Here is a 14,087-nt window from a genome sequence, read left to right as displayed (position 1 = left end):
CGCAGAGCCGGAGCCGACATAATGAGCTATCCATTCCGACGGGGACCGAGGGGACGCATGAATCGACCGGATGACGCCGCGGCACCGCGCCCGACGCTCGCACAGGTCGCCGCGCGTGCCGGCGTGAGCCTGAAGACCGCATCCCGCGCCCTCGGCGGAGAGTCCTACGTGAGCGAGAAGACGCTCGCGAGCGTGCTGGCCGCCGCAGCCGAGCTCGACTATCAGCGCAACGCCGCGGCCAGTCTGCTCGCGAGCGGACGCCTCGCCGACTCCATCGGACTCATCACCGGTGACGTCACGAACCCGTTCTACTCGGCGCTCGCCCAGGCGATCGAAGACGAGATCCGTCCACGCGGCATGCACCTCTCGGTGGCCAACTCCCGCGAGTCCGCCGAGCAGGAACAGCGGATCGCCCGTGACCTCGCCGACCGGCAGACGACCGCGGTGATCACGGTCTCCGCGATGACGGACCACAGCGACTACACGCAGCTGCAGTCCCGCGGCATCCCTGTCGTCTTCGTCGACCGCCCGGCCGTGCATCTCGACGCCGACTCCGTGGTGTTCGACAACCGTGAAGGCGGCCGCCTCGCCGCCACACACCTGATCGAGGCCGGGCACCGCCGCATCGCGTTCATCGGCGACTACGCCTGGTTGCCCACCTATCGAGAGCGCCTCGCCGGAATGGGCGATGTGCTCGACGGGCAGGTCGCCGATTGGCGGGACCTGCTCCGGACCGATGCCCACGATGTCGCATCGTCACGCGCGTGCATGCGCGAGCTGCTGACGCTCGACGATCCGCCGACCGCGATCGTCGCCGGGAACAACCGCATCCTGCTCGGCGTGATGGAAGAGATCGCCGACGGCCCACGGCAGACACCCGCCGTGATCGGCTTCGATGAGCCGGAGTGGGCGCAGGTGCTGGGCGTGAGCGTCGTGACCGGTGACGTCGAGGTGCTCGGACGCCAGGCCGCTCGCCTCGCCGTCGCCCGACTCGGGGACCGGACCCGCCCCACCGAGAGCGTCGTGATCCCGATGCGCCTCATCGCACGGCGGTCGACGGCCGGCTGACCGCTCGTCCCGTGCCGTGCGGGGTCACTTCTGCATCTCTCCGGCCGGTGTGCGATGCGTTTCTGACCCCGCGCCGCCGATCGCCGCGCGCGCGTCGTCGAGCGACACCAGGTCGGCCATCGTCACCACACCGGTGGCGCGGATGGCGCGGACCGCGGCCAGCGCGGTGAGGCGCCCCGTCGCCTCGGACTGACCACGCCCCGATGCGTGTTCACGCTCGCCCGTTCGGCGGTTCTGCGCGACCACGTGCCAGGCGTCGCTGCCGATATGCGGGGCCGACGTCAGCACACCGCGGAGCGTGGGCATCCGTCCGACCAGACCGAGCGCCGCAGTCAGCGGGGCTGAACCGAGCGTGAGGTAGGTACGGATGCCGGCGACGCCGCGTCCGTTCGCCAGCAGCACGTGATCGGGGAAATCGGCGCGCAGGTACGTGCGGATTCGGCGGTCGGGCCCGGCTGCTCGCACGCGCTGCCGGAAGTTCCGCACCGCGGCCCCCTCCGGCGGGTGGTGGAGGTCGACGCCGACGAGGCCGGCGGTCCATGCCACCGCGGCCGGTCCATGCTGCTCGCCGCTGCCGAGCATCACGAAGACGTCGACCTCGTCGGAGGACATGGTGCGCACCGAGGCCGCGAGCATCGTGCTGAGTCCTGGCACGAGACCGGCGCCCAGCACCACGGGGACGGATGCCGCGGAACGCAGCCGCTCCAGATATGACGCGGTCGCGGAGATCTCGACCAGTGGGGCGCCTGCCGTCGCCGTGGCCAGGTCTGCACGCTCGATGCCCGAGGCGTTGATCACGACGTCGTGCTCCGCGGACAGCCGAGTCAGGGTCCCGAAATCACCTCGCAGGTCGATGCGCTGCCCGCCCTGCTCAGACCGACTGGCTGCGGTCACGCTCTGTCCTTCTCGCTCGAGCATGCGCCGGATCGTCGTCCCGACGGCTCCGCTGGCGCCGAGCAGCAGCGCCTTCAACGCGGCTTCCGGTGTGTGGCATCGTGTGCGTTCATGGTTCCATGCTGCCTTCGGCATGCATCCGATCGCCAGCAGTCTTGCAGAATCTGCAAGACTGCATATATGGATGCCGAGCTCGCCGAGACCCTCACAGCGATCGGCCCGAGACTTCGCCGCATCCGCACATCGCGAGGTCTGTCGTTGGGAGAGGTGTCGGCGCGGTCGAGCCTCTCCGTCAGCGCGTTGTCACGTGTGGAGACCGGGCACCGCCGACCGACGCTCGATGTGCTGATCCCCCTCGCGCGCACCTACGAGGTCTCCCTCGACCGCCTCATCGCGGCGCCGGGGACCGGCGACCCCCGCGTCCATCTCGAACCGCAGCGACTCATCGCGGGTGGAGTCGCCGTCCCGCTGACGCGGCATTCCGGGCGCGTGCAGGCATTCAAACACGTCCTCGGGCCCCGCGAACCCAGCCTTGTCACCCACCAGGGGCACGCGTGGATCCACGTGCTCGCCGGACGCCTGCGCCTCATTCTCGGCGCCGGCGAGCATCTGGTCGATCCGGGAGCGACCGTGGAGTTCGACGCCGCGACGCCGCACTGGTTCGGCCCGGCCGATCAGCTCTCGGTCGAGATCCTGCACCTGTTCAGCCCGGACGGCCAGCGCCCGGTCACCCGCGTCCTCTCGGGCTGACCGCCGCTCGTGTCACCTCACGTCGGGAGGAGAACTCGTCGTCGGGAGGACCGATGCCGGTTGAGCCTCCGCCCGAGCGGGAGTTCTCCGCCCGAACGCGCGACCGATCGCGGCGCACAGCCCGATCGCGGCTCCCGTCAGACGAGCGCGGCGGCCTGCCGCTGCTCCTGCTCGCGCAGCGCGCGCTCGACGGCCTCGACATCGCGCACCGCGCCGCGGTCGGCCGAGGTGGCCATGGCGGCGTAGGCACGCAGCGCGAGCGACACAGGACGCGCACGATCCTTCGGCCGGTACCCGCCGGCCTCGAGCAGCCGCGCACGGCGTTCCTCGAGCTCGGAGTCGTCGACCCGCAGCACCATGGAACGCGAGGGGATGTCGATGTCGATGATGTCGCCGTCCTCGACCAGGGCGATCACGCCGCCGCCTGCCGCCTCGGGCGAGACGTGGCCGATCGAGAGCCCTGACGTACCGCCGGAGAAACGGCCGTCGGTGATCAGCGCACACACCTTGCCGAGCCCGCGACCCTTGAGGAACGAGGTCGGGTGCAGCATCTCCTGCATCCCAGGTCCGCCCTTCGGGCCCTCATAGCGGATCACGACGACGTCGCCGGGGAGCACCTTCTTGCCGAGGATCTTCGCCACCGCCTCCTCCTGCGACTCGCAGACGACGGCTGGTCCCGAGAACACCAGGATCGAGGGATCGACACCAGCCGTCTTCACGACCGCACCGTCGACCGCGAGGTTGCCGCGGAGCACGGCGAGTCCGCCGTCGACCGAGTACGCGTGCTCGACGTCGCGGATGCATCCGGTCTCGGCATCCGTGTCGAGTGCCGCCCAGCGTTCCGACTGCGAGAACGCGCTCGACGAGCGCACGCCGCCCGGAGCCGCGTACCAGAGGTCGTGCGCGGCCTCCGTCGCCTTCCCGCCGCGGATGTCCCAGTCATCCAGCCAGCTCGCGAACGACGTGGAGTGGATGGTCGAGACGTGCTCGTCGAGCAGGTTGCCGCGGCGCAGCTCGCCGAGCACGGCGGGGATGCCGCCGGCGCGGTGCACGTCCTCCATGTAGTACATGCGGCCGTATGCCGGGTTCGGCGCGATCTTCGCGAGGCAGGGCACCCGGCGCGAGACGGCGTCGATCTCGTCGAGGCCGAAGCTGATGCCCGCCTCATGTGCTGCGGCGAGCAGGTGCAGGATCGTGTTCGTCGATCCGCCCATCGCGATGTCGAGAGCCATCGCGTTCTCGAACGCCGCGAAGCTCGCGACCTCGCGGGGGAGCACCGATGCGTCGTCCTCGTCGTAGAAGCGCCGGGTGATCTCGACCGCGACCTCGCCGGCACGCTCGTACAGCGCGCGGCGGGCGGTGTGCGTCGCGAGGACCGAGCCGTTGCCCGGCAGCGCGAGACCGAGCGCCTCGACGAGGCAGTTCATCGAGTTCGCGGTGAACATGCCGGAGCACGAGCCGCAGGTCGGGCAGGCGTTCTCCTCGATGCGCTTCATGTCGGCATCCGACACCGTGTCGTTCGCGGCTTCGGAGATCGCATCGACCAGATCGAGCGTGCGCACGGAGCCGTCGACGAGCGTCGCCCGCCCCGCCTCCATCGGACCACCGGAGACGAACACGGTCGGGATGTTCAGGCGCAGCGCCGCCATCAGCATGCCGGGCGTGATCTTGTCGCAGTTCGAGATGCAGACGAGCGCGTCGGCCTGGTGCGCGTTGACCATGTACTCGACCGAGTCGGCGATCAGATCGCGCGAGGGCAGCGAGTACAGCATCCCGCCGTGGCCCATCGCGATGCCGTCGTCGACCGCGATGGTGTTGAACTCGCGGGGGATGCCACCGGCGGCGGAGATCGCGTCGGAGACGATGCGTCCGACGGGCTGCAGGTGCGTGTGGCCGGGGACGAACTCGGTGAAGCTGTTCGCGACGGCGATCATCGGCTTGCCGAAATCAGCGGCGTTGACGCCTGCGGCGCGGAAGAGGGCGCGGGCTCCGGCGGCGTTGCGGCCGTGCGTGACGGTACGGGAGCGAAGGGGGGTGGGCATTCTTCCACCCTGGCCCCGGCTCAGCGGCGAGGGAAGACGGCGCTGACACTAGTAGTGGGAGTACTAGGTTTGTACGCATGGCCAGCGACGAGGAGCAGCGCAGAGAGCTCGGCGCGTTCCTGCGGGCACGGCGCGAGCACCTCGATCGCGCGGCCTTCGGTCTGCCGCCGGCCGGACGTGGGCGCACGGTGGGACTGCGTCGCGAGGAGATCTCGTACCTCTCCGGCGTCAGCGTCACCTGGTACACCTGGCTGGAGCAGGGTCGAGACATCAACCCATCGCGCCAGGTGTTGGATGCCGTGGCCACCGCACTGCATCTGACCCTCGCCGAGCACGACTACCTGCTCACGCTCGCGGGCTTCGCTCCTGCGCGGCCAGGCTCGGTCGCCGCGGTCGAGACGGCCCCTGCCCACGTGCAGCGCTTCCTCGATGCGCTCGAGGATCACCCGGCCTACGCCCTCGCTCCCGATTGGGGTGTCGCCGGCTGGAACCAGGCGTACGAGACGCTGTATCCGAACGTGGCGCAGACGCCGCCGGAACAGCGGAACCTGCTGTGGCTGATCTTCACCGACCCGTCGGTGCGTGCACTGCTCGACGACTGGGATGTGACGAGCCGCCGCTTCCTCGCAGAGTTCCGCGCCGAGGTCGGTCCTCGCCTCGGCGACCCGAGGTACCGCGATCTCGTCGAGCGCCTGATCGAGGCGAGCCCCGACTTCCGGGAGCGGTGGGAGAGCCACGACATCCGTGGGTTCGAGTCGCGCGAGCGCGTGTTCCAGCATCCCGAGCTCGGGCGTCTCGTCTTCGAGCACCACCAGCTGCGTCCATCGGATCAGACCGACATCCAGCTCGTCGTCTACACGCCGGTCGGCGAGACGCGCACGCGCTTCGGCGCCAGAGACCGCTGACGCCGGCCGCTCAGCCCTCCGGCCAGAACGGTCGTGCGCGCTCAGCGAGCTCGAGCATCGCGGTGCCGTCGAGCACGATCCGAGTCTCCTCGATGCCGAGTGCCGGCCACTGGATCACCAGCTCGATCGGCCCCTCCGGCGGCAACGGCCAGAGCCACAGGTGATCGCGGCTCTCGTAGACGCTGCTGCCGCCGCCCCCGCCCTGCTGCCGACGACTGAGCACATGCCCCTCGGGCGCTGCGCTCGCATCGTCACCGCCGCCCGGGAACCCGGAGGGATCAGTCAGCACCTTCTCGCCATCGCCGAGCACGACGCCGAATCGGAATCTCCCCTCGAGCTCGACCGGCCCTCCGAACGTCATGTGCTCCATGAAGGTCGAGCACAGCTCATTCCACCCCCGCAGCGACAGACCGTTCCGGCGCAGCCGCCGGTCGATGCGGAACTCGACACCCTCGCGGTACACCGCGACGGCGCTCAACGCGATCGCGACGTGGTCGGTCGTGGCGAGCAGCTCCGAAACGGGGAGCAGCACCGGCAGCTCATCGTCCGGGGAATCCCACCACCGCGGCGCGGCGTACTCGGTCGGCTCGGCTTCGGCATCCGACATCTCCGGATCCGGCGGGAAGAACGTCATGCTCCTCAGCAGATCACGCGTGCTTCCACTCGCGCAACCGCCACCGGACTGCCCCTGGACACTCGGCGACGATGAGCGCATCCTGAAGGCATGACCGCATTCCAGACCACGCACGCGTTCAGCGGATTCAGCGTCGACTCGATCGATGCAGCCCGCTCCTTCTACGGCGACACCCTCGGCATGGACGTCACGACCAACGCGATGGGTTTCCTCGACATCTCACTGCCCCAGGGCGGGTCGATCCTCGTCTACTCCAAGCCGAACCATGAGCCGGCGAGCTTCACGATCCTGAACTTCCCGGTCGACGACGTCGAGGCCGCGGTCGACGAGCTCAACTCGCGCGGCGTCGTGACCAAGATCTACGACGACCCGGACTCCGGCACCGACGAGAAGGGCATCGCGCACGGTGGCCCCGGACGCGGCCCCGACATCGCGTGGTTCAAGGACCCGGCCGGCAACGTGCTCTCGGTGCTCGCCGCGAACTGACGCTCCGCGCCTCGTGCAGCCGCTGTGCATGAATCTCGGAGATTTGCACGAACGTCGGACGAATCCCGCCGATCCGTCCGAAGAAGGCGCACTTCTCCGAGATTGCGCGAGGCATGTGCGCGGCCGTTAGGGTCGGACCATGGTCGAAGTGATCGGTGACTCGGGTCCGGCTGTGCTTCTGCTCCCCGGTGGGGCCGAGGCGGTGGCGGGGTTCTTCCCCGGACTCGCGGAAGGTCTCATCGAGGATCCCGGATGCCGCATCGTGCTGTTCGACCGCCCGGGCAACGGCGCCTCGGACGAACCGGACGGCTTGCGAGTCGCGGCCGATGCGCTGCACACCGCGGTGGTCGAAGCGGATGCCGGTCCTGTCATCCTCGTCGGGCAGAGCCTCGGCGGTGCAGCGGCGCTGCTGTTCGCGGAGCAGTATCCGGACGACGCCGCCGGCCTGGTGCTCCTGGATCCCACGCCCATCACCGACCCGGCCCTCGCGGCGAAGGTCGCACGCAACGCCAGACTGACAGTCAGACTCTTCGACGTACCGGTCATCGGCGCACTGCTCCGACGCACCCTCAGGCGCAGTGCGGTGAAGTCGGCCGATCGCCACCGGATGACGGATGAGGTGCGAGCGGCGATGCTCACGATCACCGACCTGGACGCAGCGCAGCTCGGCCGAGCCGTCGAGGGCATCGAAGAGCTCTCGCGAGAGCTCGACGTGTCGGGTCTGGCAGGCATCCCCGCGGTCGTCGTCACTGCCGACCGCAAGCCGAAGGACAGGATCCGCCGCGCGCACGCCGATCTCGCCGCGATGCTCGGGGCGCCCCTGGTGAGCTGGCCGAAAGCCGAGCATGCCGTGCACCTCACCCACCCAGCCGAAGTGCTCGAGGAGTGCCGGAAGATCGTGCTGCAGACGACGACCTGAGACCGACCGTGAGTTGTTAACAGGGTTGTTAACACCTGTGGATGACGAGAGAAACAGAAGGGCCCCGCCGAGGCGGGGCCCTTCTGAACTGTCTCAACACAGTGTGGAGCCTAGGAGATTCGAACTCCTGACATCCTGCTTGCAAAGCAGGCGCTCTACCAACTGAGCTAAGGCCCCGTGAGGGATATTTTGAGTTGTGAGTGTGGGGCCACCAGGACTTGAACCTGGGACCTCTTCATTATCAGTGAAGCGCTCTAACCACCTGAGCTATGGCCCCGTCAACCTCCAAGACTTTACCGGAGAATTCCGGAATTACCCAATCGAGCGCGGCGCCCCGGGCGGGTCGCCGCGCTCGACGTGGTTCAGCGACCGGGGCGGACCGTGACGCTCCCAGCGGAGAGCGAGACCTCGATCGTCCGCCGGGCTCCAGCCGACTGCTCGACCTTCGCATCGAGCGAACCTGCACTGATGTCCTGTTCGACCGTGTACGCGACGTCCGGGACGGTCAGGTCGACCGACCCGGCGCTCACATCGATGCTGGTCCGAGTGGGCGCCGTGCCCGTCAGCTCCACCGTCAGATTGCCCGCAGAGACGCCGAGGTCTGCCTCGGTCACGCCGTCGAGCAGCACATCGGCTCGGCCGGCGCTCATGTCGATGCCCAGACTCTCCGCAGCACCCTGCACATCGAGCGCTCCGGCGTTGACATTGACGTCGAGGGCACCGAAGTCGCCATCCACGTCGAGGCTGCCGGCATCCAGCGTGAGGTCGGCGTCGAGCGCCGAGTCGCGCAGGCTCTCCGGCAGCGTGAGCACAGCCGATTCGTCATCGCCGAACCAGCTGCCGAACCACCAGCCGAACCGGAAGTCCGGGCTGTGCACCTGCAGCGTGTCGCCGTCGACCTCGAACGTCCAGTCAGCGCCTCGCCCGTTCGTGACCGAGAGCTGCGCCTCATCGACGTCGCCGAACTCGATGCGCATGTTGCCGGCGTCCACGTCGAGCTCGATGCTGTCGATCCCTGCGACGTCCACTCCCTGCACGGAGTCGCCGCGGTCATCCGTCGACGCGAACAGCGTGCCGGTCGCGGCTGCCGCTGCGGCTCCGCCGGACCCCAGCAGGGCGATCCCGCCGATGACAGCCGTGACGACCATGATCGCGGTGGCACCCGAGGTGCGGCGGGGCGCATCCGCAGGCGCCGGTGCTGCCGGCTGCTGGGGTGCAGCGAGCGGCGGGGGAGTGAGCGGGGTGTGCCCGCCCTGGGTGTCGTCGTTCTCGGTGGTCATCGTGCCACTCCTGTCTGGCCTGCTGGCGGCGTCGTGCCGCCGGTGTTCTCGATGTGGGCCAGTGCGGCGAGCACGCGGCGGTTGCCCGACTCGCCCTGCTCGAAGCCCAGCTTCTGGAAGATCGCGGTGATGTGCTTCTCCACACTCGCCTCGGAGAGGAAGAGGAGCGCGGCGATCGCCTGGTTCGACTTGCCCTCGGCGATCAGCGCGAGGACGGTGCGTTCGCGTTCGGTGAGGCGCAGCATCCGATCATCCCGATTGCGGCGCGTGAGCAGCTGGGCGACGACCTCGGGGTCGAGCACCGTCGCACCCTCCGCGATGCGCTGCACCGAGGCGAGGAACTCGGCCACGTCGGCGACCCGATCCTTGAGCAGGTAGCCGAGCGGGCCGCCCTGTGCCGCGATGAGGTCGGATGCATAGCGCTCCTCGACGTACTGCGAGAGCACGAGGATCGCGAGCGTCGGATGCAGGGATCGCAGTCCGAGTGCGGCGCGGATCCCCTCATCGGTGAATGTCGGGGGCAGCCGCACATCCAGGATGCAGAGCTCGGGGTCGGTGTCGGTGACAGCCTCGGTGAGACCGTTCGTGTCGGGGAGCGCTGCGACCACGGTGTGTCCGGCGTCCTCGAGGAGACGGACGAGGCCCTCGCGCAGCAGGACGGAGTCCTCGCAGATCAGGATGCGCATGGCACGTTCACCTCCAGGCTGGTCGGCCCGCCCTGCGGGCTGTCGAGGCGGAAGGTGCCGCCGGCGGCGAGGATGCGGTTCGCGATGCCGTCGAGTCCCCCACCCGGCTGCACCTGCGCGCCACCCATGCCGTTGTCCTCCACGCGAGCCCAGAGGGTGTTGCCCTCGCGGATCCGGACGCTGACGCGGGCCTCGCTCGCCCTGGAGTGCTTGGCCGCATTGGTCAGCGACTCGGCGATCGAGAAGTAGACGGCGGCCTCGGCCTCTCGACTCGGTCGCTGGGACCCTGAGCCCGTCGACGGGTCCATGCGGACGTCGAGGTGCACGGGGATGTGCGAGCGGCCGGCGAGCGCCGACAGCGCCGCGTCGAGTCCACGGTCGTCGAGCACGGAGGCATGGATGCCCCTGGCGAGCTGCCGCAGCTCGGTGATCGCGGCCTTGGTCGAGGTGTGCGCCTCGGCGATGAGCTCCTTCGCTGCATCCGGATCGTTGTCGATCTTCTGCTGAGCGAGACCGAGCGTCATCCCGACCGAGACCAGCCGCGGCTGGACGCCGTCGTGCAGGTCGCGCTCGATCCGGGTGCGCTCCACGTCTGCTGCACGCACCGCACCCTCACGTTGCGCGGTGGTCGTGCGCACCCGCTCGGTCAACTCGGCCTCACGGCTGCGGACCACGATCGCGAGCGCCAGCACCCGGTGCAGCAGCGCAAGGCCGATCATGCCGACGACGGATGCCGCGATGCCGAGGATGCCGACGAGCGGCGCCCAGGCGACCGGGATACCGCCGCCTCCGAAGGGTCCCATCACGGAACCGGCGGGCGTGAGCGGGGCGAATGAGATCGCGATCGACCAGACCAGGGTCCAGGCGAGTCGCAGCACGATGAAGCCGAGGATCGCGGCGATCGCGAAGTTCGCGAGTGCACGCCACATGCGGCCGTCGATCGCCTGACGTCCGAGCGAGCGGAGCCAGCCGAGGAAGCCGGGCCGATCGCGGGGGCGCCAACGCAGCGGCGCGATCGGCTCGCGGTAGAGGGTGCCGACCCTGGTGACCTCGAACCAGCCGACGCCGAACAGCGCGTACACGAGGCCGACAAGCAGGATCACGCCGACGCCGGCGACGAAGAGGAGTCCGAGCCCGGTGCCGAGCATGCCGGAGAGCGTGGTGAAGATGATGCCGCCGAGGATCCCGACGCCGGCGAGATGCAGGATCGTCAGGAAGATGCGCAGCGGTGGCTTCGCGGCCGTCGCCGGTGGTGGCGTGGCAGTCTGTGTCGTCATGGTTCAAAGGTACGGCTGGGGCCATCGCGCCGACACCGAGGAACCCGGACACCCTGGTTCGGGTTTTCCCTACCGTGGATTCGGGTGTTCCGGGTCCGGGAACGACGAAGGGGCGGATGCCGCAGCATCCACCCCTTCGGGAGATCAGTCCCCGACCGGCAGAACGGTCAGTTCGACATGAAGCCGACGAGCAGACCGCCCGTCACCTTGACGGCGAGGTTGTAGATACCGGCGATCACGGCGCCCAGCACGGTGAACACGATCAGGTTCAGGATCGCGACGACTGCCGCGAAGGCCATGACCTGCGGCAGTCCGATCATCTCGGACAGCGAGATCGCGCCGTCCGAGAAGCTGCGCACGAACTCGTCGGCGGTCGTCATGATGTTCGTCGCCTGCAGCACGAGGAAGATCAGGAAGAACGAGACCATCGTGACCACTGCGAGCGCGACGGCGCCGAGGAACGACAGCTTCACGGCCGACCAGAAGTCGACGTACACGAGGCGCAGGCGGACCTGCTTGCCCCCGGTCTTGCGCGTGGACTTCTTCGCCAGCTTGTCGGCTACCGTGCTCATGCGTCTGCTTCCTCAGGGTTCTCTGTCGTCTCGGAGGCGGCGGCCTCGGGTGCCGTCTCCACCTCAGCCGATTCGTCTTCCTCGCTGAGGCCCCGCTCACCATTGCGGGCGATGGCGAGGATCCGGTCGGCTTCCGTCGTCCGTGCGAACACCACTCCCATGGTGTCGCGACCCTTGGCGGGCACCTCGGCCACGGCAGAGCGTACCACCTTGCCGCTGGACAGAACCACAAGGACCTCGTCGTCCTCAGACACGATCAGACCGCCCGCGAGGGTGCCCCGATCGTCGTTGAGTTTCGCGACCTTGATGCCTGTTCCGCCTCGTCCCTGCACGCGGTACTCCTCGACGGCGGTGCGCTTCGCGTACCCTCCGTCGGTGACCACGAACACGAACTTCCCAGGGGCTGCGACGGATGCCGAGAGGAGGCAGTCCGTGTCGATCTTGAACTTCATGCCCCGCACACCTGCGGTCGCGCGGCCCATGGGGCGAAGCGCCTCATCGGTCGCCTCGAAGCGCACCGACATGCCGCGGCGGCTGATCATGAGGATGTCGTCCGTCGCGTCGACGAGCAGTGCGCTGACCAGCTCGTCCTCGTCGTTCAGGCGGATCGCGATGACACCGCCCTGACGGTTCGTGTCGTAGACGTCGAGGCGGGTCTTCTTGACGAGACCCTCGCGCGTCGCCAGCACGAGATAGTCCGCGACCTTGTAGTCGCGGATGTCGAGCACCTGGGCGATGCTCTCGTCGGGCTGGAGCGCGAGGAGGTTCGCGACGTGCGTGCCCTTCGCATCCCGGCCGGCCTCCGGCACCTCGTAGGTCTTCGCGCGGTAGACGCGGCCCTTGTCGGTGAAGAACAACAGCCAGTGGTGCGTCGTCGTCACGAAGAAGTGCTCGACGATGTCATCCGCACGCAGCTGCGCGCCCTTGATGCCCTTGCCGCCGCGGTGCTGCGAACGGTAGTTGTCGCTGCGCGTGCGCTTGATGTAGCCCTCACGGGTGACGGTGACGACCATCTCCTCTTCGGCGATGAGGTCTTCCATCGAGACGTCGCCGTCGAAGCCGTGCAGGATGTGCGTGCGGCGCTCGTCACCGAAGCGGTCGACGATCGCCGTGAGCTCCTCGCGGATGATGGTGCGCTGGCGGCCCTCGTCGGCGAGGATCGCCTTGTAGTCCGTGATCAGCGCTTCGAGCTCGGCGGCCTGCTCGATGATCTTCTGACGCTCGAGTGCGGCGAGGCGGCGGAGCTGCATCTGCAGGATCGCGTCGGCCTGGATCTCGTCGATCTCGAGGAGGCCCTGCAGTCCCTCGTTCGCTTCCTGCGTGGTCTGCGAACGGCGGATCAGCGCGATGACCTCGTCGAGCGCATCGAGCGCCTTGAGGTAACCGCGCAGGATGTGCATGCGCTTCTCGGCCTCGCGGAGACGGAACTCGGTGCGGCGGACGATCACGTCGATCTGGTGCGCGATCCAGTTCGTGATGAAGCCGTCGATCGCGAGCGTGCGCGGCACGCCGTCGACGATCGCGAGCATGTTCGCGCCGAAGTTCTCCTGCAGCTGCGTGTGCTTGTACAGGTTGTTCAGCACGACCTTGGCCACCGCGTCGCGCTTCAGCACGACGACGAGACGCTGACCCGTGCGGTCCGAGGACTCGTCGCGGATGTCGGCGATGCCGCCGATCTTGCCGTCGCGGACCAGGTCACCGATCTTCACCGCGACGTTGTCGGGGTTGACCTGGTACGGGAGCTCGGTGATCACGAGGCACGTGCGGCCCTGGATCTCCTCGACGTTGACGACAGCGCGCATCGTGATGGAGCCACGACCCGTGCGGTAGGCCTCGTGGATGCCCTTCGTGCCGAGGATCTGCGCGCCGGTCGGGAAGTCGGGACCGGGAACGCGCTGCATCAGCCCGTCGAGGAGCTCCTCGCGCGTGACGTCCGGGTTGTCGAGCGCCCAGAGCGCGGCATCCGACACCTCGCGCAGGTTGTGCGGCGGGATGTTGGTGGCCATGCCGACCGCGATGCCGACGGAACCGTTGACGAGCAGGTTCGGGAAGCGCGCCGGGAGGACCGTCGGCTCCTGGGTCTGACCGTCGTAGTTGTCCTGGAAGTCGACGGTCTCCTCTTCGATGTCCCGCACCATCTCGAGCGCGAGCGGGGCCATCTTCGTCTCGGTGTACCGAGGAGCAGCCGCACCCATGTTGCCGGGCGAGCCGAAGTTGCCCTGGCCGAGCGCGAGCGGGTAGCGCAGCGACCACGGCTGCACGAGACGCACCAGGGCGTCATAGATCGCCGAGTCGCCGTGCGGGTGGTACTGACCCATGACCTCGCCGACCACACGGGCGCACTTCGAGAACGACTTGTCCGGGCGGAACCCGCCGTCGTACATGCCGTAGATCACACGGCGGTGCACCGGCTTCAATCCGTCGCGGACGTCGGGGAGGGCACGGCCCACGATCACGGCCATCGCGTAGTCGAGATAGCTGCGCTGCATCTCGGACTGCAGGTCGACCTGGTCGATCTTGCCGTGCTCGTGTGCCAGCTCGGGGCGTTCTTCGTCAGTCATGTGTCAATCTCTC

The 14,087-nt window shown here is 68.6% G+C and carries 13 protein-coding genes and 2 tRNA genes; 5 read left to right on the top strand and 10 right to left on the bottom strand.

The genetic code is table 11. The features are described 5' to 3' along the window. Positions 1-57 precede the first annotated feature (57 nt). Complete coding sequence (locus V7Z82_RS10865) at positions 58-1,068, top strand: LacI family DNA-binding transcriptional regulator (RefSeq protein WP_334151335.1); 1,011 nt, start codon at positions 58-60, stop codon at positions 1,066-1,068. Between the two features lie 24 nt (positions 1,069-1,092). On the opposite strand, the gene V7Z82_RS10860 is transcribed toward V7Z82_RS10865, so the two are convergent. Then, positions 1,093-1,962: a hypothetical protein gene (locus V7Z82_RS10860; protein ID WP_334151331.1), complete on the bottom strand. Its 870-nt coding sequence runs from the start codon at positions 1,960-1,962 to the stop codon at positions 1,093-1,095. A gap of 180 nt (positions 1,963-2,142) precedes the next feature. Between V7Z82_RS10860 and V7Z82_RS10855 the strand changes: the two genes are divergently transcribed. Further along, complete coding sequence (locus tag V7Z82_RS10855) at positions 2,143-2,712, top strand: helix-turn-helix domain-containing protein (protein ID WP_334151329.1); 570 nt, start codon at positions 2,143-2,145, stop codon at positions 2,710-2,712. A 137-nt stretch (positions 2,713-2,849) separates the two neighbouring features. Here the strand turns inward: V7Z82_RS10855 and ilvD are convergent, their stop codons facing one another. Then, the gene (gene ilvD / locus V7Z82_RS10850) at positions 2,850-4,754 is read right to left on the bottom strand and encodes a dihydroxy-acid dehydratase (RefSeq protein ID WP_334151326.1); all 1,905 of its coding nucleotides are present in this window, start codon (positions 4,752-4,754) and stop codon (positions 2,850-2,852) included. 77 nt (positions 4,755-4,831) lie between these two features. Between ilvD and V7Z82_RS10845 the strand changes: the two genes are divergently transcribed. Then, positions 4,832-5,659, top strand: coding sequence for a helix-turn-helix transcriptional regulator (locus V7Z82_RS10845; protein WP_334151323.1), 828 nt, complete (start codon positions 4,832-4,834; stop codon positions 5,657-5,659). 10 nt (positions 5,660-5,669) lie between these two features. On the opposite strand, the gene V7Z82_RS10840 is transcribed toward V7Z82_RS10845, so the two are convergent. Next, positions 5,670-6,293, bottom strand: a complete 624-nt coding sequence (locus tag V7Z82_RS10840) for a hypothetical protein (protein ID WP_334151320.1) — start codon at positions 6,291-6,293, stop codon at positions 5,670-5,672. 90 nt (positions 6,294-6,383) lie between these two features. On the opposite strand from V7Z82_RS10840, the gene V7Z82_RS10835 reads away from it, so the two are divergent. Together V7Z82_RS10835 and V7Z82_RS10830 are read left to right on the top strand one after the other, a co-directional pair. Continuing rightward, positions 6,384-6,779, top strand: a complete 396-nt coding sequence (locus V7Z82_RS10835; RefSeq protein WP_334151317.1) for a VOC family protein — start codon at positions 6,384-6,386, stop codon at positions 6,777-6,779. A gap of 139 nt (positions 6,780-6,918) precedes the next feature. Beyond that, positions 6,919-7,698 (top strand): alpha/beta fold hydrolase, encoded by a 780-nt coding sequence (locus tag V7Z82_RS10830; RefSeq protein ID WP_334151314.1) that lies wholly within the window; start codon positions 6,919-6,921, stop codon positions 7,696-7,698. A gap of 104 nt (positions 7,699-7,802) precedes the next feature. Here V7Z82_RS10830 and V7Z82_RS10825 read toward each other — a convergent pair. The 7 genes from V7Z82_RS10825 to gyrA all read right to left on the bottom strand — a co-directional run bounded on the left by V7Z82_RS10825 (position 7,803) and on the right by gyrA (position 14,074). Continuing rightward, a tRNA-Ala gene (locus V7Z82_RS10825) sits at positions 7,803-7,875 on the bottom strand. A gap of 26 nt (positions 7,876-7,901) precedes the next feature. After that, positions 7,902-7,975, bottom strand: a tRNA-Ile gene (locus V7Z82_RS10820). Between the two features lie 85 nt (positions 7,976-8,060). After that, positions 8,061-8,978: a DUF4097 family beta strand repeat-containing protein gene (locus V7Z82_RS10815; RefSeq protein WP_334151312.1), complete on the bottom strand. Its 918-nt coding sequence runs from the start codon at positions 8,976-8,978 to the stop codon at positions 8,061-8,063. After that, the gene (locus V7Z82_RS10810; protein ID WP_334151309.1) at positions 8,975-9,664 is read right to left on the bottom strand and encodes a response regulator transcription factor; all 690 of its coding nucleotides are present in this window, start codon (positions 9,662-9,664) and stop codon (positions 8,975-8,977) included. Before V7Z82_RS10810 ends, V7Z82_RS10815 begins: the two co-directional genes overlap by 4 nt. After that, a complete protein-coding gene (locus tag V7Z82_RS10805; protein ID WP_334151307.1) occupies positions 9,652-10,941 on the bottom strand; it encodes a sensor histidine kinase in 1,290 nt (429 codons plus the stop codon). Before V7Z82_RS10805 ends, V7Z82_RS10810 begins: the two co-directional genes overlap by 13 nt. A 167-nt stretch (positions 10,942-11,108) precedes the next feature. Beyond that, positions 11,109-11,513, bottom strand: coding sequence for a DUF3566 domain-containing protein (locus V7Z82_RS10800; RefSeq protein ID WP_334151304.1), 405 nt, complete (start codon positions 11,511-11,513; stop codon positions 11,109-11,111). Further along, entirely contained in the window at positions 11,510-14,074 is a 2,565-nt protein-coding gene (gyrA, locus tag V7Z82_RS10795) for a DNA gyrase subunit A (protein WP_334151302.1), read from the bottom strand. Before gyrA ends, V7Z82_RS10800 begins: the two co-directional genes overlap by 4 nt. Positions 14,075-14,087: the final 13 nt, after the last annotated feature.

Origin of the sequence: Microbacterium sp. (assembly GCF_036823965.1) — a bacterium.
GTDB lineage: Bacteria > Actinomycetota > Actinomycetes > Actinomycetales > Microbacteriaceae > Microbacterium.
This window is presented reverse-complemented; position numbering and strand designations above follow the sequence as displayed.

Bases quoted from the DNA above. Each gene is read 5' to 3' on its own strand.
- V7Z82_RS10830 (WP_334151314.1), top strand. From the start codon at position 6,919: ATGGTCGAAGTGATCGGTGACTCGGGTCCGGCTGTGCTTCTGCTCCCC.
- V7Z82_RS10845 (WP_334151323.1), top strand. From the start codon at position 4,832: ATGGCCAGCGACGAGGAGCAGCGCAGAGAGCTCGGCGCGTTCCTGCGG.
- V7Z82_RS10840 (WP_334151320.1), bottom strand. From the start codon at position 6,293: ATGACGTTCTTCCCGCCGGATCCGGAGATGTCGGATGCCGAAGCCGAG.
- V7Z82_RS10855 (WP_334151329.1), top strand. From the start codon at position 2,143: ATGGATGCCGAGCTCGCCGAGACCCTCACAGCGATCGGCCCGAGACTT.
- V7Z82_RS10835 (WP_334151317.1), top strand. From the start codon at position 6,384: ATGACCGCATTCCAGACCACGCACGCGTTCAGCGGATTCAGCGTCGAC.
- ilvD (WP_334151326.1), bottom strand. From the start codon at position 4,754: ATGCCCACCCCCCTTCGCTCCCGTACCGTCACGCACGGCCGCAACGCC.
- V7Z82_RS10805 (WP_334151307.1), bottom strand. From the start codon at position 10,941: ATGACGACACAGACTGCCACGCCACCACCGGCGACGGCCGCGAAGCCA.
- gyrA (WP_334151302.1), bottom strand. From the start codon at position 14,074: ATGACTGACGAAGAACGCCCCGAGCTGGCACACGAGCACGGCAAGATC.
- V7Z82_RS10815 (WP_334151312.1), bottom strand. From the start codon at position 8,978: ATGACCACCGAGAACGACGACACCCAGGGCGGGCACACCCCGCTCACT.
- V7Z82_RS10865 (WP_334151335.1), top strand. From the start codon at position 58: ATGAATCGACCGGATGACGCCGCGGCACCGCGCCCGACGCTCGCACAG.
- V7Z82_RS10810 (WP_334151309.1), bottom strand. From the start codon at position 9,664: ATGCGCATCCTGATCTGCGAGGACTCCGTCCTGCTGCGCGAGGGCCTC.
- V7Z82_RS10800 (WP_334151304.1), bottom strand. From the start codon at position 11,513: ATGAGCACGGTAGCCGACAAGCTGGCGAAGAAGTCCACGCGCAAGACC.